Raw genomic sequence first — 17,508 nt, 5'->3', positions numbered from 1 at the left:
CGTTATGGAGCTTACTCTGCCATAAAGCAACGGTACGAGCGAGTCACCGGCATTAACGGGATTTCACAAAGAAGGCCCTGGCGTCTTCCGCCAGGGCCTCATTTCGCAGTCGATTGGCGTCGAGCCCGACAGGCTTCTGGCCTTGGGGGCTACTCGCTGGGGCGCGCCACCAGCGAGCGGGTCTCCTCCCGGGCCTCGACCAGCGCCACGCGGATATGGTCGCCCAGCTTGAAGCGCTCCTCGCTCTCCACCTGTATGCGACCCTCCTTGTCGTCGATGGCCACCTTGTCGCGGTCGCTGTGCATCATCGGCGCCGGCACGAAGGCGGTGGCGCCGTTGGCGGTGAGGCGCACGCGCATGCCGCCGCGGTTGATGGCAATGATCTCGGCGTCAAAGCTCTCCTGGGCCTCGGCGGCGGGGCTCAGGTAGCGCACATAGAGCCAGTCCTTGACGTCCCGCTCGGCCATGCGGTTGAGGCGGCGGCGCTCGGTGAGCTGCTCGGTGAGCGCCAGGCTCGCCTCGGCCGGCGCCTGCTCGCCCTTGAGCACCCGCTTGATCAGGCGGTGGTTGACCATGTCGCCATACTTGCGGATCGGCGAGGTCCAGGTGGCGTAGGCGGCGAGTCCCAGGCCGAAGTGCGGACCGGGCTTGGCCGACATGCTGGTGAAGCCCTGGAAGCGCCGCAGGCGGGCATCCAGCCAGGCGTCGTCGCGCCCCTCGAGCTCGCGCTTGAGCTCGCGGTAGCGAGGCAGCTCGGTGAGCGCCTCCACGGCCACCTCGATCTCCTGGCTGGCCAGGAAGTCTCGGGCGGCCTCGGCCTTATCGTCCTCGAAGGCGCGGTGCACGTTGAAGATGCCGTGGCCCACATGTTCCGACAGCAGATGGGCGCAGCAGGCGTTGGCCGCGATCATCGACTCCTCGATCATGCGGTTGGCGATGCGGCGCTCCTCGGTGCGCACGTCCAGGACGTTGCCGGCCTCGTCCAGGTCGAAGACGTAGTCGGGGCGGTCCTTGAATACCAGGGCATGGGCGGCGCGCCAGGCGCTGCGCGCCTCGGTAAGGTCGCGCAGGGCCCTGAGCTGCTCGGCGATCTCGTCGGCCGGGGCCCAGTCGCCCTGGCCCTCCAGCCAGTCGGAGACGTTGTCGTAGACGAGCCGGGCGTGGGAGGTGGCGGTAGCGGCGAAGAAGCGATAGTCGCCCAGGCTGCCGTCGGCCTCCACCACCAGGGTGCAGGCCAGCACCGGGCGCGCCTGGCCCTCGACCAGGGAGCAGAGGTCGTCGGCCAGCTGCTCGGGCAGCATGGTGACGTTCTGGCCCGGCAGGTAGACGGTGAAGGCACGGGTGCGCGCCTCCAGGTCCGCCGCGTGGCCTTCCTCCACGTAGGCGGTGGGGTCGGCGATGGCCACGGTCATCTCCCAGCCGCCGCCCTCCCGGGGCACCACGCGCAGGGCGTCGTCCATGTCGCGGGTCTTCTCGCCGTCGATGGTGAAGAAGGGTGCGGCGGTGAGGTCCTCGCGCTCGAGGCCCTCGTCGCGCAGCGGCCAGTCGTCACCGGCGTCGGGGCACTCCTGCTCCAGGGCGTGGCGGGCCAGGGTGACGCGCCAGGGCACCGCGGGGTCGTCGGCCTTGGCGACCAGCTCGTCGATCTGGGTGAAGAAGCCGCGATCGTCGGCCTTGAGCGGATGGCGCACCAGGCGAGCGACGACCCAGTCGGCGTCGCCGATGGTGGCCTCGTCGAGGCTGCGCTTGATGCGCGCCTTGAGGACGTTGCCGATGGAGGGGTGGTCCGGGACCACGGCCAGGCGGCCTTCGCGCAGCTGTACCCGGGCAATGAAGCGGTCCAGTCCCTGTTCGATCAGGGTGTCGGGCTCGACGCGCTTCTTGTCGCCCTCCTCGTGGAGGATGGCCCCGACGCGATCGCCGTGCAGTACCTGCTTCATGGCGGGGGGCGGCACGAAGTAGGACTCGCCCTCGTCGGTCTCGAGGAAGCCGAAGCCCTTCTGGGTGGCCTTGATCACCCCCTCGACGCGGGGAGTGCTTGAGCGAATCTGTTGCTTGAGCTGAGCAAGCAGGGCGTTGTTCTGCAGCATGATCACGAACGTGTGGCGGGGTAGGTGGGCCACTATACGGGTTAGCAGGGCCCGCGCCAAACCCGCGGGAGGCTGGCTCAGAGGAATCAGGGGGTTGGGTGCGACGGCGCCGGCCGGCGCCGTCGGGGGGAGGTCAGCGTACCGTGATCACGCTGCACTCGGCGGCATGGGCCACCTTGTGGGAGACGCTGCCCACCACGAAGCCCTGCAGGTCGCTCAGGCCGCGGCTGCCCATGACGATGGCGTCGACGCCGCGCCTGCGCGCCTCGCTGAGGATGGTGCGCGCCGGGTCGCCCTGGCCGATCACGGTCTCGATATTGCTGGCACCCTGCTCCCGGGCGGCCTCGGCGGCGCGGTTCATCACCTGCTTGCCGGCCTCCTCGCGCTCCTCGCGGCTCGCCTCGATGGCGATGGCGCCGATGCCCCACACCAGGGTGGTCTCGTGGGAGAGCTCTTCGGGGATATGCACCAGGTGCAGGGTGCAGCCATCTTCCTGACGGGCCAGCTGACAGGCGACGGCCAGCGCCTTCTGGGCGTGCTCGGAGCCGTCGATGGGAACCAGGATGGACTTGAACATGGCGGTGCTTCCTTGATCTTGTGAGGGTCAGAGTGGATGGCTTGATCCTAGCGCCTTGTGGCCGCGCTGTCATGAGGGGATGCGGCGGCGTCAGGCTGCTCCAGACGGCGCAGCTGCTGCCACAGCTCCCGGCGCAGATCGGCCAGGCGCGGCGCCTGCTGGTCGGGGAAGGGCAGGGGGCGGGTCAGGCGCTGGGTGCGCAGGCCGAGCCGGGCGCTGAGGAGGCCGACGCCCAGCCCCTGGGCGGCCCGGGTGGAGAGCCGCCCGGCCAGGTTCATGGAGAGCATCTCCATGCCGGCATCGCTGGCCATCTCGGTGGCCCCGGCGAAGGCCATCTGATGGAGCACCGCCCGCAGCAGGCGCAGGCGTCCCGCGTAGCCGAGCTCCAGGCCGTAGAGCCGACAGAGGCGGTCGATCATCGCCAGGCTGCGCCAGGCCACCAGGGCCATGTCCACCAGGGTCAGGGGTGACACCGCGACCATGACGGCCGTCTCGCCGGACATCCGAGAGATCAGCCGTCGGGCCTCGCGATCCCGAGGCGCGAGCAGGTGGTGGTCGAGCAGCAGGGCGATATCGCGCCCCTCGTGGTGGGCCTGGCGGGCGGCCACGAATCCCTGCCAGTGGGGGTGGTCGTCATCCAGAGCCAGGGCGCGGCGCAGCGCCTCGGCGGTGTCTCGCGCCTCGCCTGCGCTGGCCTCCGGCAGGGCGGTGAGCCGCTGGCGCAGGTGTTCGTGGCGGCGCAGGCGGCGCAGCCGCCACAGCTCGCGCCCCAGGGCCGAGCCGCTCAGGCCCAGAGCCAGCAGCAGCAGCAGGCTCCAGGCACCGGCCATCCAGTCGCCGCCGAGGCTGGCGGCATAGAGGGTCCCGCCGGCCTCCACGGCGCCGAGGCCCAGGGTGCCGCCGAGCAGGGCGAGCAGGCCCCAGCGCCGCCGCCGCGGGCGGGCGAGGCTCGCCTCCAGGGCGCGTTCGCCGGCGTCGGGAGGCGTTTCCGCCAGCGGGCGGCTGGCCTGCTCCGTGGCGAAGGGCTCGGCGGGGCGAGGGTCTCGGGGTCCCGAAGGCTCGGCCGCGTCGGGTGCTGCGTCGGGGGGCGGCTCCGGGGTGAAGCGCTGGCCCGGGCGCGGGTCGCGGGGTTCGTTCATATGGGCTCGCTCATGCTAGCTTGTCTCCGATCAGCCAGTCCAGGGCGGCATCCATGCGGATATGGGGCAGGGCGCCGCCCTCCAGGGGCAGCGGGCGGAAGTGGGGAAAGGCGAAGCCCTGGCGAGCCCAGAAACCGGCATCGGGCAGGCGGCCGGGCACTTCGCCGGGATAGAGCAGCAGCGGCTCGCCGTCCAGGGCGGTGCCGCGCAGGGCCGGCGTGCGCTGGCCGCGGTGCTCTACCTCCCGAGCCTCGCTGGCGCGGATGGCGGCCAGGGAGATGGCCCGCACCGGCACGCTGGCGAAGCGCAGGTCCTGGAGGGGCTCGGCGAGCAGCGCCTCGAGCAGCGCCACCAGGCGCGGGTGCTGCTCCGGGGTCACGTGGTCGGCCTTGGTGGCGGCGATGGCCAGGCGGTCGATGCGCGGTGCGAAGAGCCGCGAGAGCAGGCTGCGCCTGCCGTAGTCGAAGCTCTGCATCAGGTTGGCGAGCGCTCGGGAGAGATCCTCGAAGCGCTCCGGGCCGGCGTTGAGGGCGCCGAGCAGATCCACCAGCACGATCTGGCGGTCGAAGCGGCGGAAATGGTCGCGGTAGAAGGGGCGCACGATGTGCTGCTGATAGTACTGGAAGCGCCGTGCCAGGGTGGCGTAGTTGCTCTCGGGGGGCAGGGCCGCCAGCTCCGTCGGTTCCGCCTCGGCGATGCCGGGCAGCGGGAAGAACTGCAGCACCGGGGCGCCGGAGAGGTCGCCCGGCAGCAGGAAGCGCCCCGGCTGCAGGTCGGCGAAGCCCGCCTCCCGGGCGCCGCGCAGCCCCTGGGCATAGCGCTCGGCGATCTCGGCCAGCTGCGCCTCGTCGGCCTCTGCAGCGGGGTCGAGGTCCTCGACGGCGGCGTGCCAGGCGGCGAAGTGGACGCGGCGCTGCTCGCCGGCCAGGGCCTGTTGGCTCCGGCACCAGCTGGGGTAGTCGTGGGCCAGCAGGGGCAGGTCCAGCAGCCACTCGCCGGGGTAGTCGAAGAGGTCCAGAGTGAGCCGGCGGGTCTCGCTGCCCAGCCAGCCGCGCCTTTCCGGGCGATAGCGCAGCTCCAGGCGCAGTTCGCTGATGCCCCGGGTCGGCGCCGGCCAGCGTGGCGGCGTCTCGGCCAGCGCCGCCATGGCCTGGTCGTAGGGGAAGCGGGGCACGCCCAGGTCCTGCTGGTTGACCCGCCGGGCTCCCAGCAGGCGCCCCTGGCGGGCCGCGGGCAGCAGGTCGAGCCGGGCCTCGAGCCCGGCATGGCGCAGCTGGTTGACCAGGGAGGTGAGGAAGGCGGTCTTTCCCGAGCGCGACAGGCCCGTGACCGCCAGGCGCAGCTGGCGGTCGCGGCCGCGCTCGATCAGGTCGGTGATTTCGCGAGCCAGGGGCTGGCGCATGGGCGGAGGCTCCTGTGGCTCAGCGGGGGCCGGCGAACATGGTGTAGAGCAGGGGGCTCGCCGCGATCACGAAGCCTGCGCCGGCCAGCAGGTAGCCGGGCAGGCGGTGGCGGGTGCGGTGGGCCAGGGTCAAACCGCCGATGCAGACCACCATGCCCACCAGGTTGAGGGTAAAGGAGGCCATCTCCATGAAGTGCTGGGGCGACATCTGCGCTCCTCGGGTTGCCGTGTACTGCGGGGAATGGTATCAGGAGTCGGGGGTTCCCCGAAGCGCCGACAGGGAGGACGTAGATGGCCAGGCTGCCCGATGCCGAGACGGTGCTCCGCTTCTGGTTCGACGAGCTCGAGCCTGCCCAGTGGTTTCGCAAGGACCCGGCGCTGGATGCGGCGATCGGCGAGCGCTTCGGGGCGCTGCTCGAGGCCGCCGGGTGCGGCGAGCTGTGGGCCTGGCGGGAGACGCCCCGCGGGCGGCTGGCCGAGGTGATCGTCCTCGACCAGTTCTCGCGCAATATCCACCGGGACTCGCCCCTGGCCTTCGCCCGGGATCCGCTGGCCCTGGTGCTGGCCCAGGAGGCGGTAGCCAGCGGGGGCGACCGCGCCCTCGAGGTGATGCAGCGGGCCTTTCTCTATATGCCCTGGATGCACAGCGAGTCCCTTGCCATCCACGAGGTGGCCCTCGAGCTCTTCGACCAGCCGGGCCTGGAGGAGCAGCTGCGCTATGAGCACCGCCACCGCGACATCCTGCTGCGCTTCGGCCGCTACCCCCACCGCAACGCCATTCTCGGCCGCCCCTCCACGCCGGAGGAACTGGCCTTTCTCGAACAGCCGGGCTCGTCGTTCTGAGCGCCGCTCGGGCTGTTGCCTGGATTGACGCGACACACTGCAAGGAGAGCCATATGGGACTGATTGCCTGGCTGATCATCGGCGGGCTGGCGGGATGGATCGCCGGCCATATCATGCGCGGGGGCGGCTTCGGTATCCTCGGCAATATCGGCGTCGGGGTGGTGGGAGCGGTGATCGGCGGGTTTATCTTCGATCAGGTCTTGGGCGTGGGTACCGGTGGTTTCCTTGGCTCTCTGGTGAGTGCCATCATCGGGGCCGTCATTCTGCTCTGGGTGATCTCGAAGGTGCACAAGGCCTGAGCGCCTTCCCCGCGGCACGCTCGACGCCCGGCCTCGGCCGGGCGTCGTCGTTTCTGCGGCCCGGCGACCCGGCAGCCGGGGCTCAGCGACTCGCCGGGCGCGGCAGGATGCGCCGGTAGCGGTCCAGGGTGCGGTCGAGCCAGGCCCCGTCTAGCTCGACCTCGTCGGAGCGGGCGGGCACCTTCAGGGTCAGCAGGAAGAGCCCCTGGCCGGCGGTGGCGGGGGCAGGCAGCCGCCGGTACGGTAGCGCCTCCGGCCGCCGCCAGGTGAGCCGCAGGGCACCGCGCTCGATCAGGTACGCCAGGCGGGCGGCGTCGGTGAGCACCGCGGCGGCCCCCTCGGCCACTCCCCGGGAGAGGCTCTCCAGGGTGCGGTAGGCGGGCGCGCCAGCGGCACGGCAGGCGTGGTCCCCCTCGACGAAGCACCCTTCGCGCTCCTCGGGGGCCTCGGGCCAGCGGCCGCCGGCCAGCCGCTCTGGAGTGGCGGGGTAGGCCAGGGTAATGGCCACCGCAGGGGTGCCGTCATTGAGCCGGGTATCGGCATCGGTGATGACGCCGCCGGGCAGCTGGCGGCACAGCCAGCGGTAGTCGCAGGCCTGCTGGACGGTGGCCCGGGCTTCCTGGGCGGTGTGGCTGGCGCCCTGCAGGGAGCGCAGCAGGGAAAGGGTTCGCAGTATCACGGTATGGCCTCGCGGTGGACGCCGTCATCTTCCCGGCTGTGCCCGGCGATGACAAGGCCCCCAGCGCCAGCCGCCCAACACAGGCCGCCCGGCGCAAGGCCGGGCGGTATGGGAGGAAACGATGAGGCCGATCAGGCGGTGGCGGTCTGGCCCACCAGCTCCTTGAGGGAGGCCTCGACGATGTCCAGGCCCTCCTCGAGCACCTCGTCCTCGATGGTGACGGGCATCAGGAAGCGGATGGTGTTGCCCCACAGGCCGCAGGAGAGCAGTACCAGGCCCTTCTCCCTGGCGCGCTTGCACAGCGCCGCGGCGAGGTCGGCATCCGGCGTGTGCTTGGCCTTGTCGGAGACCAGGTCGATGGCCGCCATGGCCCCCAGGTGGCGCCCGTTGTCGACGCAGTCGAACGCCTTCTGCCACTTCTCGAAGCGCTTGCCCAGCTTCTCGCCCAGGGCCTGGCTCTTCGCCAGGATGTTCTCCTCCTCGAAGACCTCGAGCACCGCCAGCACGGCGGCACAGGAGACCGGGCTGCCGGTGTAGGTGCCGCCCAGGGAGTTGCCGCCGGAGGCATCCATATGGGTGTCGGTGCCCACCACCGCGGAGATCGGCATGCCGGCCGCCATGCTCTTGGCCATGGTGATCAGGTCGGGCTCCACGCCGCTGTGCTCGATGGCGAACATCTTGCCGGTGCGGCCGAAACCGGACTGCACCTCATCGACGATCATCAGCATGCCGTGCTCGTCGCAGATCTCGCGGACCGCCTTGAGGAAGCTGGCCGGGGCGGGGTAGAAGCCGCCCTCGCCAAGCACCGGCTCGAGGACGATGGCGGCGGTGTCGCGGGGGTTGGCGTCGGTCTTGAGTGCCATCCTGAGGCCGCGCAGCGCCTCGTCCTCGCTGACCCCGTGGTAGGGCACGGGATAGGGGGCGCGGAAGACGTTGCCCGGCATGGGGCCGAAGTCGGTGGCGTAGGGGGCGACCTTGCCGTTCATGGCCATGGTCATGAAGGTACGGCCGTGGTAGCCGCCGTCGAAGCAGATGACGTTGCTCTTGCCGGTGGCGGCCCGAGCGATCTTGACGGCATTCTCCAGCGCCTCGGCGCCGGAGTTGGCCAGCATCACCTTGGCGTGGCCCCGTACCGGGGTGATCTGGCTCAGCTTCTCGGCCACCTTCACGTAGCCCTCATAGGGCATGACGGTCTGGCAGGTGTGCATCACGCGGTCGAGCTGCGCCTTGACGGCCTCGACCACCTTCGGATGGCGATGACCGATATTGAGCACGCCGATACCGCCGGCGAAGTCGATGATGCGGTTGCCGTCGGCATCCCAGATCAGGGCGTTCTCGGCGCGGTCGGCGAACTGGGTCGCGGGGCTGGCCGCGCCGTTGGCCACATAGCGCTTCTTGAGTTCGTTCAGTTCAGCGTTGGTCATGTTGCCTCCGAAAAAGGAAAAAAGGGGGTACTCGAGCGACCCGCGCCCCCACAGTCTAGTTCACTCTGCCAGGTTAAACGGTGGGAGCAAGCGCTTTGCGTCGGATACCAAAAGGCAAGCGGCGACCCATCGGCGAAGGCGTCGCTTTCGGCTACACTGTGGCGCCTAAATCGTGGCGCCGAACATTTCCGGCAGGCGCCGTGGCTCCTTTCTGACCTGATACCGAGGTGTGCCTTGATCGATCCGCTGAATGCCTGGTGGGCCCAGCAGCTGGTGCTGTGTGACTGGGCCTTCGACCCCGACCCGCTGAGCGTGGACTCCGAGGCGGCGCTGGCGCGACTGCAGGGGTTGGGCGTGGCGGACCGCGGTGAGCTGGGCTGGCGACTGGTGGAGTCGCTGGGCGTCGGCGGCAGCCTGGCCGACCCGGCGAGGCTGCTGTCGGCGCTGGAGGTGGTCGCCCTGGCGGGCAGTGCCGGCTGGCTGGAGGAGTCAGGGGCCCGGGCCTGGGCCCATCGCCTGGCCGCCGAGATCAGCGCCCACCATGGCGACCTGGATGCCTGGCTGTCGGCGCTGCGCCGGGCGCGCAGCGCCGAGGGGTGGGTGCGCGGCGACGACGGCTTCGCCGAGGCCTGCGAGGCGCTGTCGGCCCTGGAACATGACGGGGACGGCATCACCTGGGAGCGCCTGGGGGAGTGGCTGGCGATCCACGACGCCCTGCCGTCCCTGTGGCCCTCCGGCGAGGAGGCCCAGGTGTGGCGGCTGCGCGCCGGTTTCGCTCCCGTGGTTGCGCTGCCCGCCGGCGAGCAGGACTGGGCGGGCCTGGCCGGCTGGCTGGGCGATGCCTGGCAGATCCACGATCGCGATGACCTGGTGCGGGCCCTGCTGTGGCTGGGGGCCCAGGGGGATCGTCAGGGCTGGGACCTGGACGCGGTGCGGCTGCTGGAGAGCGACCCGGCCAGCCGCTATGCCTGGCTCCACAAGCTCGAGGAGCCGGACCAGCGCTACGGCCGGGTGCTGCTCGAGTTCGTCGAGCACGGCGAGCCGCTGGAGTGGGGCGCCTGGGACTGGCTGCGCCTGGTCGACCTGGCCTGGGCCGGGGCCTGCCTGGGCTGGCTGAGTGATCGGGAGGCGATCGACTTCGCCCTGCACGGCGCCGACCTGGTGATGCACCGCTATAGCGACTGGTCGGCCCTGGCCCGGGCCTACCAGCGGGGCCGCAGCCTCTTCGAGGGGCGCAATCTGCTGCCCACCTTCGAGGCCGACTGGCGGCTGCTGCTGCAGTCCCCGGTCAGCCCCTGGCGCCCGGCCCTGCAGGGCCTGCTTGAGCCGTCGCTGCTGGAGCGCTCCCGCCAGGCCATGCGCGACTGGCGCGCCGACGCCCGTCACTGGGTGCTGGCCCTGGCCGCGGTGCGCGAGCCGGAGCTGGCGGCTCGGCAGGGGCCGGCGTCGGCGGTGCCGACGGCGCGCCGAGAGGATGCCCGCCAGTATCTGGCCGAGACCCTGGACCTGCACCCCGACGAGGGCGTCGAGGCGCTGTCGCGCTACTGGCTGCCGGCCCAGGCCCACCACCTCAACCAGCTGGCCGCGGATGCCGCCCACGGTGCCCTGCCGCGGGCGGAGACCTCCTTTGGCCCCGCCGACCCGGCGGGGCTGGCAAGCCGTGACGCCCTGCGGCACGGCAGCCGCCATGCGGCCACCGTGCACATGGCCGAGAAGTATGCCTTCTACCTGCAGATGGCCATGGACAGCGAGGGCTTCGACACCGAGGGGCTGGCGCGGCTGGCCGAGGCGCTGCGCGCCTCCCTCTGCCGCTTCTACCCCGATGCCCGACGCCTGCTGGAGGCCTGGGCGAGCTGGGAGGCGCTGCTCCCGGAGGAGGGGCAACCGTCGCTGGTCGCGGAGATCCGCTGGCATGAGGAGGATCCGGGCAGCCTGTTCCACTGGATCGACTGGCGCGGCGGGGAGTGGCAGGAGCCGGGGCCGCGGCCGAGCCTCTTCCTGTTCACGGCCATGGCCCTGGTCGGGCCGCTCAACAGCCCGGCCTGGAGCCTGCCGCACCCGGAGAGCGAACGGGAACGGGTCTCGATCCGCGAGTGGATCGATGGTCACTACGGGCTGCACGGCGCCGAGGAGCTGGGGGAGTTTCTCAACTTCCTGCTCGAGACCGGCGACCGGCAGGAGTACCAGATCAACTATGCCCCCTATACCCTGAACGCCGCCCGGCTGGCCTCGGAGATCGCCACCCTGGAGTCGGGGGAATGCAGCGACGAGGAGCGCACCCACCTGCTGCGCCTGCAGCGGGTGCGCGACAACGAGGATGGCTGCAACGACACCGACCTGGCTGCCTGGGATGTGGCCCAGGCGGTGGATCTGGCCATTGCCGCCCGTCAGCTGGGCTGGCTGGAGGAGCCCGCCTTCGTGGCGGTGCTGGAGCGCGCCCATGGCCTGGCGGCCGCCCACTACTCGGGGTGGGACAGCTATGCGCGGGGGCTGCATGCCGGTTTCTCGTTCTTCATGGGGGAGACCCCGGAGCGGGAGAGCTTCCTGGCCGGTTTTCGCCAGGCCCTGGTGGCCTGGCTGGCCGCGGCGCCTCCCCTGGCGGGCCCCTGGGCGAGCCTGGAGTTTCCCGGGGCGCGCCCCAGCCACTGGGCGCCGATGCATATCGACACCCTGCCGGGCGATTCACGCACCCTGCATTGAGGCCGGCCGGGAGGCCTGTCTGGCAACATCGGGGGCTCGCCACCCGCCTGGGGCTGGTTTATAGTCGTCGTGTCTAAAACAAGGCTCCACCTGTCGGGAGTCGTGTGCCACAGAGAGCCGCCGACAGGCCGCTCTGGCAGTGATACCGGTTGCCGGCACCACTGCCACAGCGATGACACCCCCGAAGGCTGGCGCCCGCCGGCGCCGCCGGGGCGCGGCTCCGGTTCGAGGTCACCGCTGGAATGGACGTCACGTCGTCGTGCCGCGCCCTGGGTGTTGCTCTTTCGCTGGCCCTGCTGGCCGGCTGTGCCTCCGCTCCTCGCGATATTGCTTCCCGCGACGCGGAGGAGCCCTATTTTGCTCGTCAGCTGCCCGGCCTCCCCGGCGGCTGGGACCCTATGATGTCCCCGGTGGATAACCCTATCCGCCAGGCCCGCAGCCTCGACAACCCGCCGCCGGCACTGGTGCAGCAGGCGCTGCTGGCCCAGCACGAGCGCTGGGTGGGCACGCCCTACCGGATCGGCGGCAGCTCCTTCCAGGGAGTGGACTGCTCGGCGCTGGTGCAGAGCGTCTTCGAGGAGACCTTCCGCCTCTCCCTGCCGCGCACCACCGGGGAGCAGGTGAATCAGGGTCAGCCGGTGGCCCGCGACGCCCTGGCGCCGGGTGACCTGGTCTTCTTCCGCCCGCCGGGTCCCTACGACCACGTGGGCATCTATCTGGGGGAGGGGCGCTTCCTGCACGCCTCTACCTCCCGGGGGGTGATGATCTCCCGTCTGGACAACCAGTACTGGCAGCGCTACTACTGGCAGGCGCGGCGTACCCTGGAGCCCACCACCCTGGCTCAGCGGGTGACGGGCGCCGGGGAGGGCTGAGGCCTGCCTGGTTTCCCCATGATCCAGCCTCAGACACGCGCCTGGTGGCGCGCTACCCTGGCCCTCTGCCTGGGCTCCTTCCTGGTCTTCATCAACCTCTATGCGCCCCAGCCGCTGCTCCCTGAGCTGCGTCAGCTCTACGGCATCTCTACCCTGGCGGTGGGGCTGGTGATGTCGGTGGCGACCCTGTCCCTGGCGGCATCGCTGCTGGTCTTCGGCCCGCTCTCGGACGCCATCGGGCGCGGCGGGATCATGCGACTGACCCTGCTGGGTGCCGGTGGGCTGTCGCTGGCCCTGGCCCTGGCGCCCAACTTCGAGACGCTGCTGATACTGCGTGCGCTTCAGGGGTTCGTGCTGGGGGGGCTGCCGGCGGTGGCCATTGCCTGGATGGGGGACGAGTTCGAGCCGCGCGGCATGCTCTCGGCGGTGGGGCTCTATATCGGCGCCAACTCCCTGGGCGGCATCAGCGGGCGCCTGGTGGGGGGCTGGGTGGGCGAACTGGCTGGGAGCTCGGCCAGCTTCCTGGCGGTAGGAGCGATTACCCTGGCGGGGGTCGCCCTGTTCTGGAAGCTCCTGCCACCGGCGCGCGGCTTCTCGGCGCGTCCCTTCGAGCTGCGCGGCGCCCTGGCCGATCTCGCCGGGCATCTGCGCAACCCGCTGCTGCTGGCCGCCTACCTGCTGGGGGGCATCAACTTCCTCATCTTCATCAACCAGTACAGCTATCTCACCTTCCGGCTGGCAGAGGCGCCCTTCGAGCTCGGGCCCAGCGTCCTGGGCATGGTCTTCCTGACCTACCTGGGCGGGACCCTGGGCTCCTCGCTCTCCGGACGGCTCTCCGGTCATCTGTCACCGCCGGCCTGCATGGTGCTTGGCATCCTGATCCTGATGGGCGGGACCCTGATCACCCTGGCCGGCTCCCTGGCGCTGATCGTGCTGGGACTGACCATCAATGCCTTCGGCTTCTTTCTGGCCCATGCCATGGCCTCGAGCTGGGTGGGGCGTCATGCCGGGCGGGCCCGGGGCAGCGCCTCGGCGCTTTATCTGGTGTTCTACTACAGCGGGGCGAGCCTCGGGACCTTCTGGCTGGAGCCCTTCTGGCAGGCGGGCGCCTGGTTCGGGGTGGCGCTGGGTTCCTGGCTGCTGCTGGGGGTGACGCTGGGCATCGCCCTCTGGCTCCGGCGGCGACAGCCCAGATGACAACGCCCCTGCCGTCGGGCAGGGGCGTCGGGTCTTGCCGGTTCGGGCGCTCACTACTCGTGGGTGGCTTCCTCGTCGCGGTGCTCGCCGGCGCGGACCTCGGCCCAGGCCTCTTCCAGGGTGCAGCCCAGACGCGCGTCAAGCACGTCGACCACTTCCAGGGCGTGCTGCAGGGACTGCCGATCGCCTTTCAGGGCAATCACCAGCTTGGCCAAATCCTGCTTGCTGAAGCTCTCGGCGATACGGTCGGCCTGTTCGCTCAGTTCGGTGGCGTTCATGGTGTGTTCCTCATGTCAGGTCATCACGGCGCTGGCAAATGCCATCTGCGGGAGTCGGGATGGCGGCACACCCTCCTGACCCATGTTTTCACTATGGTCCAGCCCCGCCTCTGCTGCAATGCATCATTGGGTGAAGCCCTGGTTGTAGCTCGACTACACCGCGGCCGGGCTCCGGCCCGCCTGGCCGGGACTTTCACACGCTTTGGGTAATTTCAGGCTAGAATGAGCCGCACAAGGCCAAGCTGCGCTGGTCAAAGCGTTCAAGGTTGGCATAGAATTCGGTTAGAAAACGGTGTTTGCTAACCGAGTCATCTTTCCGCAGGCCTTGCCCGGGTCGATTCTGGCACCTCGAGGCCAGCAGTATCTTTTCAGGAGGTTTTTCATGAAGCGTCTTCTTCCCATTCTCGCTATCGGCGCCCTGACCCTGGCCGGCTGCGCCAATACCTCGACCATGGGCGGCAACGTCTACCGCGGCAGCCAGGCGGGTGCTGCCCAGACCGTCACCTTCGGCACCATCGAGGCCGTGCGCCAGGTGCAGATCCAGGCCGACAGCCGCGCCGGGGGTATCATCGGCACCGGCGGCGGCGCCGTCATCGGTGGCCTGCTGGGCCGCCAGGTGGGCGGGGGCTCCGGTCGCCAGCTGGCCACGGCGGCGGGGGCCATCGGCGGTGCCGTGGCCGGCACCAGCATCGAGGAAGCTTCCAACCGGGTCACGGCCCTGGAGATGGAGATTCGTCGGGATGACGGCCAGCGCGTGGTCATCGTCCAGAAGGCCGACCAGCCCTTCCAGGCAGGCCAGCGCGTGCGCCTGATCGGCAGCGGTGCCAATATGACCGTGGCGCCCTACTGAGCCACCGGCCCCGCCCCGGGGCCGCCATAGCATAGAAAGCAGAAGGCCCGCGGCGGATGCCGCGAGCCTTCTGCGTTATGTCATGTCAGGGCGCTGGGGCCCTGCACAGGACGACTCAGTGAAGGTCGACCTTGTTCATGACCCAGCCGGCCAGCTTGATACCGACCAGGGCGATGATCACGGCGAGCACCACGGTGAGCAGGATATCCACCGGACGCACCAGCACGGTCGCCCCCAGAATGGCCAGCGCGAGCCCCCAGACGGTACGGTTCTCGCCGCGGCTCTTGAGCACGTCGGGCAGGACGCGATCCAGCGCCGGGCTGACGCTCTCCCAGCGCTTGAAGGTGAGGGCCAGAATCAGCGCAAAAGCGATCAGCCAGATCACAACTTGGGTCATGGGCATGTCTCCAGGTGGGGAAGGGTAAGGGGGTTTGGCAAAAGTGCCGGTAGGTTAGCCGCGCCCGCAACCCGGCGCAACCGTCCATAGGTCAACTCTCGGACAGTAGCGAAGCGTGCGTGAAGCGCTCTCAGGATCCTGCCAGACATCCTGAAAATCCCCCATGCCCCTGACAGCCCCCCGCCCGACACGTTACCATGCCGGGACATGCACTCACCGAAAGGTTCATCAATGCAGATTGCGCAGAACTCCGTTGTCGCGTTCCACTATACCCTGACCAACGATGCGGGTGAGGTGCTGGACAGCTCGGAAGGCCGCGAGCCGCTGACCTATCTCCACGGCGCCGGCAACATCATTCCGGGCCTCGAGAAGGAGCTGGAAGGTCGTCAGGCGGGCGACAAGCTCAGCGCCGTGGTTTCGCCCGCCGAGGGCTATGGCGAGAAGCAGGAGCAGCTGGTGCAGGAAGTCCCCCGGGATGCCTTCCAGGGCGTCGAGAGCGTCGAGCCCGGCATGCAGTTCCAGGCCCAGACCCAGGGCGGCCCGCTGATGGTCACCGTGACCAGCGTCGAAGGCGACACCGTTACCGTCGACGGCAACCACCCGCTGGCCGGCCAGACCCTGAACTTTGCCGTCGAGATTGCCTCGGTGCGCGAAGCCAGCCAGGAAGAGGTCGAGCACGGCCACGTGCACGGCGAGGGCGGTCACCAGCACTGATTCGTGTGTGACGCCTGACAGGGGGGAGGGGCAGCCATTGGCTGCCCCTCCCTTTTTGTTGCCAGGTATCCGGCCCGCATAAAAAAGGGAGGCCAGAGGCCTCCCCAAGTTCCAGTTTTACCGCAGCACCATGATCAGAACTGGTTCATGGTGTTGTCCTTGCCGCCGGCCTTGAGTGCCGCGTCGCCGTGGAAGAACTCCTTGTGGTCGTCCCCGATGTTGGAGCCGGCCATGTCCTGGTGCTTGACGGTGGCGATGCCCTGACGGATCTCGCGGCGCTGTACGCCCTCCACGTAGGCCAGCATGCCTTCGTCGCCGAAGTAGCCCTTGGCCAGGTTGTCGGTGGAGAGGGCCGCCGTGTGGTAGGTCGGCAGGGTGATCAGGTGGTGGAAGATGCCCGCCTCGCGAGAGGAGTCGCGCTGGAAGTTGCGGGTCCACTCGTCGGCCAGCTGGGCCAGCTCGGTGTCGTCGTACTCCGGGCTCATCAGCTTGGCGCGGTCGTAGGCGGAGACGTCCTTGCCTTCCTTCTCCCAGGCGTCGAACACCTGCTGACGGAAGTTGAGGGTCCAGTTGAAGGAGGGCGAGTTGTTGTAGACCAGCTTGGCGTCCGGCACCGACTCGCGGATACGGTTGACCATGCCGGCGATCTGGCCGACGTGGGGCTTCTCGGTCTCGATCCAGATCAGGTCGGCGCCGTTCTGCAGGCTGGTGATGCAGTCCAGCACCACGCGGTCCTCACCGGTGCCCGGCTTGAACTGGAAGAGGCCGGAGGCCAGGCGCTTGACCTTGACCAGCTTGCCGTTCTGCTTGATGACCACGTCGCCGTTGTTGATGTCTTCCGCCTTCTCGATGACGTCGCCATCCAGGAAGCTGTTGTACTGGTCGCCCAGGTCGCCCGGCTCGTTGGTCACGGCGATCTTCTGGGTCAGGCCGGCGCCCAGGGAGTCGGTACGGGCGACGATGACGCCATCGTCAACGCCCAGCTCCAGGAAGGCGTAGCGCACGGCGTTGATCTTGGCCAGGAAGTCCTCGTGGGGCACGGTGACCTTGCCGTCCTGGTGGCCGCACTGTTTCTCGTCGGAGACCTGGTTCTCGATCTGGATACAGCAGGCGCCCGCCTCGATCATCTGCTTGGCCAGCAGGTAGGTGGCCTCGGCGTTGCCGAAACCGGCATCGATGTCGGCGATGATCGGCACGATATGGGTCTCGTGATTGTCGATCTGCTTCTCGAGCTCGGCGGCCTTGGCACTGTCGCCGGCCTGCTTGGCCTCTTCCAGGGCGCGGAACAGGTGGTTGAGTTCCCAGGCGTCGGCCTGACGCAGGAAGGTGTAGAGCTCACCGATCAGACCGGAGACGGCGGTCTTCTCGTGCATGGACTGGTCGGGCAGCGGACCGAACTCGGAGCGCAGGGCGGCGACCATCCAGCCGGAGAGGTAGAGGTAGCGGCGCTTGGTGGTGCCGAAGTGCTTCTTGATGGAGATCAGCTTCTGCTGACCGATGAAGCCGTGCCAGCAGCCCAGGGACTGGGTGTACTTAGCGCTGTCGGCGTCGTAGGCGGCCATGTCCTCACGCATGATCTTGGCGGTGTACTTGGCGATGTCCAGGCCGGTCTTGAAACGGTTCTGGGCACGCATGCGGGCGGCGTTCTCGGGGCTGATGTCGGCCCACTTGCCCTGCATGGCTTCACGCAGCTGGGTCAGTGCCTTGATATCGTCCTGGTATGACATGGTGTCATCCTCTCCTGGGTCTGGTCGTTGTCTTGCCGGTGTCGCTTATGCTGCACCTGCGAAGTGAGGTCAGGTTCGTTGATCGCCGTCGGCTTGTCTCTGCTGCCTTGGTCGAACCCTGTTGGTTTTGAAACAAACGTATGAGGCCAGCGTGAGAGGCGCTGAAACCGCCGTTTGCTCCCTCACCATGGCAACCACTATCCCCCATGATGATGGGCATCAACAATGGGCTCTTTGGAGAAGAAGGCGTTGTAGCTCGACTACATGAAGGCCGGAAGTGGCCGGGGTCTGTAGTCGTTTTTCGTTTGAAAAGGGCAGGG

General features: G+C 69.2%; 17 protein-coding genes. 7 read left to right on the top strand and 10 right to left on the bottom strand.

The window, feature by feature from the left end:
• Positions 1-149: 149 nt before the first annotated feature.
• From NHL60_RS13165 to NHL60_RS13145, 5 genes are all read right to left on the bottom strand, one after another.
• On the bottom strand, positions 150-2,090 hold the full coding sequence (locus tag NHL60_RS13165) for an exoribonuclease II (protein WP_253444107.1): 1,941 nt from the start codon (positions 2,088-2,090) through the stop codon (positions 150-152).
• A 133-nt stretch (positions 2,091-2,223) separates the two neighbouring features.
• Positions 2,224-2,667 (bottom strand): universal stress protein, encoded by a 444-nt coding sequence (locus NHL60_RS13160; RefSeq protein ID WP_253444104.1) that lies wholly within the window; start codon positions 2,665-2,667, stop codon positions 2,224-2,226.
• Between the two features lie 47 nt (positions 2,668-2,714).
• Positions 2,715-3,806 carry a YcjF family protein gene (locus NHL60_RS13155; RefSeq protein WP_253444101.1) on the bottom strand — a complete coding sequence of 364 codons (1,092 nt, stop codon included), beginning with the start codon at positions 3,804-3,806 and terminating at the stop codon, positions 2,715-2,717.
• Between the two features lie 10 nt (positions 3,807-3,816).
• A complete protein-coding gene (locus NHL60_RS13150; protein ID WP_253444098.1) occupies positions 3,817-5,208 on the bottom strand; it encodes a YcjX family protein in 1,392 nt (463 codons plus the stop codon).
• A gap of 19 nt (positions 5,209-5,227) precedes the next feature.
• Complete coding sequence (locus NHL60_RS13145; RefSeq protein ID WP_253444095.1) at positions 5,228-5,416, bottom strand: hypothetical protein; 189 nt, start codon at positions 5,414-5,416, stop codon at positions 5,228-5,230.
• An 83-nt stretch (positions 5,417-5,499) separates the two neighbouring features.
• On the opposite strand from NHL60_RS13145, the gene NHL60_RS13140 reads away from it, so the two are divergent.
• A complete protein-coding gene (locus NHL60_RS13140; RefSeq protein ID WP_253444092.1) occupies positions 5,500-6,051 on the top strand; it encodes a DUF924 family protein in 552 nt (183 codons plus the stop codon).
• A 53-nt stretch (positions 6,052-6,104) separates the two neighbouring features.
• Positions 6,105-6,350 carry a GlsB/YeaQ/YmgE family stress response membrane protein gene (locus tag NHL60_RS13135; RefSeq protein WP_253444090.1) on the top strand — a complete coding sequence of 82 codons (246 nt, stop codon included), beginning with the start codon at positions 6,105-6,107 and terminating at the stop codon, positions 6,348-6,350.
• Positions 6,351-6,432: 82 nt separating this feature from the next.
• Here NHL60_RS13135 and NHL60_RS13130 read toward each other — a convergent pair whose 3' ends face one another.
• Together NHL60_RS13130 and gabT are read right to left on the bottom strand one after the other, a co-directional pair.
• Positions 6,433-7,029, bottom strand: a complete 597-nt coding sequence (locus NHL60_RS13130; RefSeq protein WP_253444087.1) for a hypothetical protein — start codon at positions 7,027-7,029, stop codon at positions 6,433-6,435.
• A gap of 131 nt (positions 7,030-7,160) precedes the next feature.
• Complete coding sequence (gene gabT, locus NHL60_RS13125) at positions 7,161-8,453, bottom strand: 4-aminobutyrate--2-oxoglutarate transaminase (RefSeq protein ID WP_253444084.1); 1,293 nt, start codon at positions 8,451-8,453, stop codon at positions 7,161-7,163.
• A gap of 234 nt (positions 8,454-8,687) precedes the next feature.
• On the opposite strand from gabT, the gene NHL60_RS13120 reads away from it, so the two are divergent.
• The 3 genes from NHL60_RS13120 (at position 8,688) to NHL60_RS13110 (ending at position 13,222) form a co-directional block, all read left to right on the top strand.
• Positions 8,688-11,153 carry a DUF1266 domain-containing protein gene (locus NHL60_RS13120; RefSeq protein ID WP_253444081.1) on the top strand — a complete coding sequence of 822 codons (2,466 nt, stop codon included), beginning with the start codon at positions 8,688-8,690 and terminating at the stop codon, positions 11,151-11,153.
• A 242-nt stretch (positions 11,154-11,395) separates the two neighbouring features.
• A complete protein-coding gene (locus tag NHL60_RS13115) occupies positions 11,396-12,025 on the top strand; it encodes a C40 family peptidase (protein WP_253444078.1) in 630 nt (209 codons plus the stop codon).
• An 18-nt stretch (positions 12,026-12,043) separates the two neighbouring features.
• The gene (locus NHL60_RS13110; protein WP_253444075.1) at positions 12,044-13,222 is read left to right on the top strand and encodes an MFS transporter; all 1,179 of its coding nucleotides are present in this window, start codon (positions 12,044-12,046) and stop codon (positions 13,220-13,222) included.
• A 53-nt stretch (positions 13,223-13,275) separates the two neighbouring features.
• Here NHL60_RS13110 and NHL60_RS13105 read toward each other — a convergent pair whose 3' ends face one another.
• The gene (locus tag NHL60_RS13105; protein WP_253444072.1) at positions 13,276-13,500 is read right to left on the bottom strand and encodes a hypothetical protein; all 225 of its coding nucleotides are present in this window, start codon (positions 13,498-13,500) and stop codon (positions 13,276-13,278) included.
• 382 nt (positions 13,501-13,882) lie between these two features.
• Here NHL60_RS13105 and NHL60_RS13100 point away from each other — a divergent pair, with 382 nt between their 5' ends.
• Positions 13,883-14,350 carry a glycine zipper 2TM domain-containing protein gene (locus NHL60_RS13100; protein WP_253444070.1) on the top strand — a complete coding sequence of 156 codons (468 nt, stop codon included), beginning with the start codon at positions 13,883-13,885 and terminating at the stop codon, positions 14,348-14,350.
• Positions 14,351-14,465: 115 nt separating this feature from the next.
• On the opposite strand, the gene NHL60_RS13095 is transcribed toward NHL60_RS13100, so the two are convergent.
• Positions 14,466-14,747: a hypothetical protein gene (locus NHL60_RS13095; protein ID WP_253444067.1), complete on the bottom strand. Its 282-nt coding sequence runs from the start codon at positions 14,745-14,747 to the stop codon at positions 14,466-14,468.
• 231 nt (positions 14,748-14,978) lie between these two features.
• Between NHL60_RS13095 and NHL60_RS13090 the strand changes: the two genes are divergently transcribed.
• Positions 14,979-15,461 carry a peptidylprolyl isomerase gene (locus NHL60_RS13090; RefSeq protein WP_253444064.1) on the top strand — a complete coding sequence of 161 codons (483 nt, stop codon included), beginning with the start codon at positions 14,979-14,981 and terminating at the stop codon, positions 15,459-15,461.
• A gap of 134 nt (positions 15,462-15,595) precedes the next feature.
• Here the strand turns inward: NHL60_RS13090 and NHL60_RS13085 are convergent, their stop codons facing one another.
• The gene (locus NHL60_RS13085; RefSeq protein ID WP_253444061.1) at positions 15,596-17,188 is read right to left on the bottom strand and encodes an isocitrate lyase; all 1,593 of its coding nucleotides are present in this window, start codon (positions 17,186-17,188) and stop codon (positions 15,596-15,598) included.
• Positions 17,189-17,508 lie beyond the last annotated feature (320 nt).

Origin of the sequence: Halomonas sp. Y3 (assembly GCF_024137965.1) — a bacterium.
Taxonomy (GTDB): Bacteria; Pseudomonadota; Gammaproteobacteria; order Pseudomonadales; family Halomonadaceae; genus Halomonas; species Halomonas mongoliensis.
The sequence above is the reverse complement of the archived record's forward strand: the minus strand, read 5'-3'. Positions and strand labels throughout refer to the sequence as shown.

Bases quoted from the DNA above. Each gene is read 5' to 3' on its own strand.
- NHL60_RS13165 (WP_253444107.1), bottom strand. From the start codon at position 2,090: ATGCTGCAGAACAACGCCCTGCTTGCTCAGCTCAAGCAACAGATTCGC.
- NHL60_RS13160 (WP_253444104.1), bottom strand. From the start codon at position 2,667: ATGTTCAAGTCCATCCTGGTTCCCATCGACGGCTCCGAGCACGCCCAG.
- NHL60_RS13155 (WP_253444101.1), bottom strand. From the start codon at position 3,806: ATGAACGAACCCCGCGACCCGCGCCCGGGCCAGCGCTTCACCCCGGAG.
- NHL60_RS13150 (WP_253444098.1), bottom strand. From the start codon at position 5,208: ATGCGCCAGCCCCTGGCTCGCGAAATCACCGACCTGATCGAGCGCGGC.
- NHL60_RS13145 (WP_253444095.1), bottom strand. From the start codon at position 5,416: ATGTCGCCCCAGCACTTCATGGAGATGGCCTCCTTTACCCTCAACCTG.
- NHL60_RS13140 (WP_253444092.1), top strand. From the start codon at position 5,500: ATGGCCAGGCTGCCCGATGCCGAGACGGTGCTCCGCTTCTGGTTCGAC.
- NHL60_RS13135 (WP_253444090.1), top strand. From the start codon at position 6,105: ATGGGACTGATTGCCTGGCTGATCATCGGCGGGCTGGCGGGATGGATC.
- gabT (WP_253444084.1), bottom strand. From the start codon at position 8,453: ATGACCAACGCTGAACTGAACGAACTCAAGAAGCGCTATGTGGCCAAC.
- NHL60_RS13115 (WP_253444078.1), top strand. From the start codon at position 11,396: ATGGACGTCACGTCGTCGTGCCGCGCCCTGGGTGTTGCTCTTTCGCTG.
- NHL60_RS13110 (WP_253444075.1), top strand. From the start codon at position 12,044: ATGATCCAGCCTCAGACACGCGCCTGGTGGCGCGCTACCCTGGCCCTC.
- NHL60_RS13105 (WP_253444072.1), bottom strand. From the start codon at position 13,500: ATGAACGCCACCGAACTGAGCGAACAGGCCGACCGTATCGCCGAGAGC.
- NHL60_RS13100 (WP_253444070.1), top strand. From the start codon at position 13,883: ATGAAGCGTCTTCTTCCCATTCTCGCTATCGGCGCCCTGACCCTGGCC.
- NHL60_RS13095 (WP_253444067.1), bottom strand. From the start codon at position 14,747: ATGACCCAAGTTGTGATCTGGCTGATCGCTTTTGCGCTGATTCTGGCC.
- NHL60_RS13090 (WP_253444064.1), top strand. From the start codon at position 14,979: ATGCAGATTGCGCAGAACTCCGTTGTCGCGTTCCACTATACCCTGACC.
- NHL60_RS13085 (WP_253444061.1), bottom strand. From the start codon at position 17,188: ATGTCATACCAGGACGATATCAAGGCACTGACCCAGCTGCGTGAAGCC.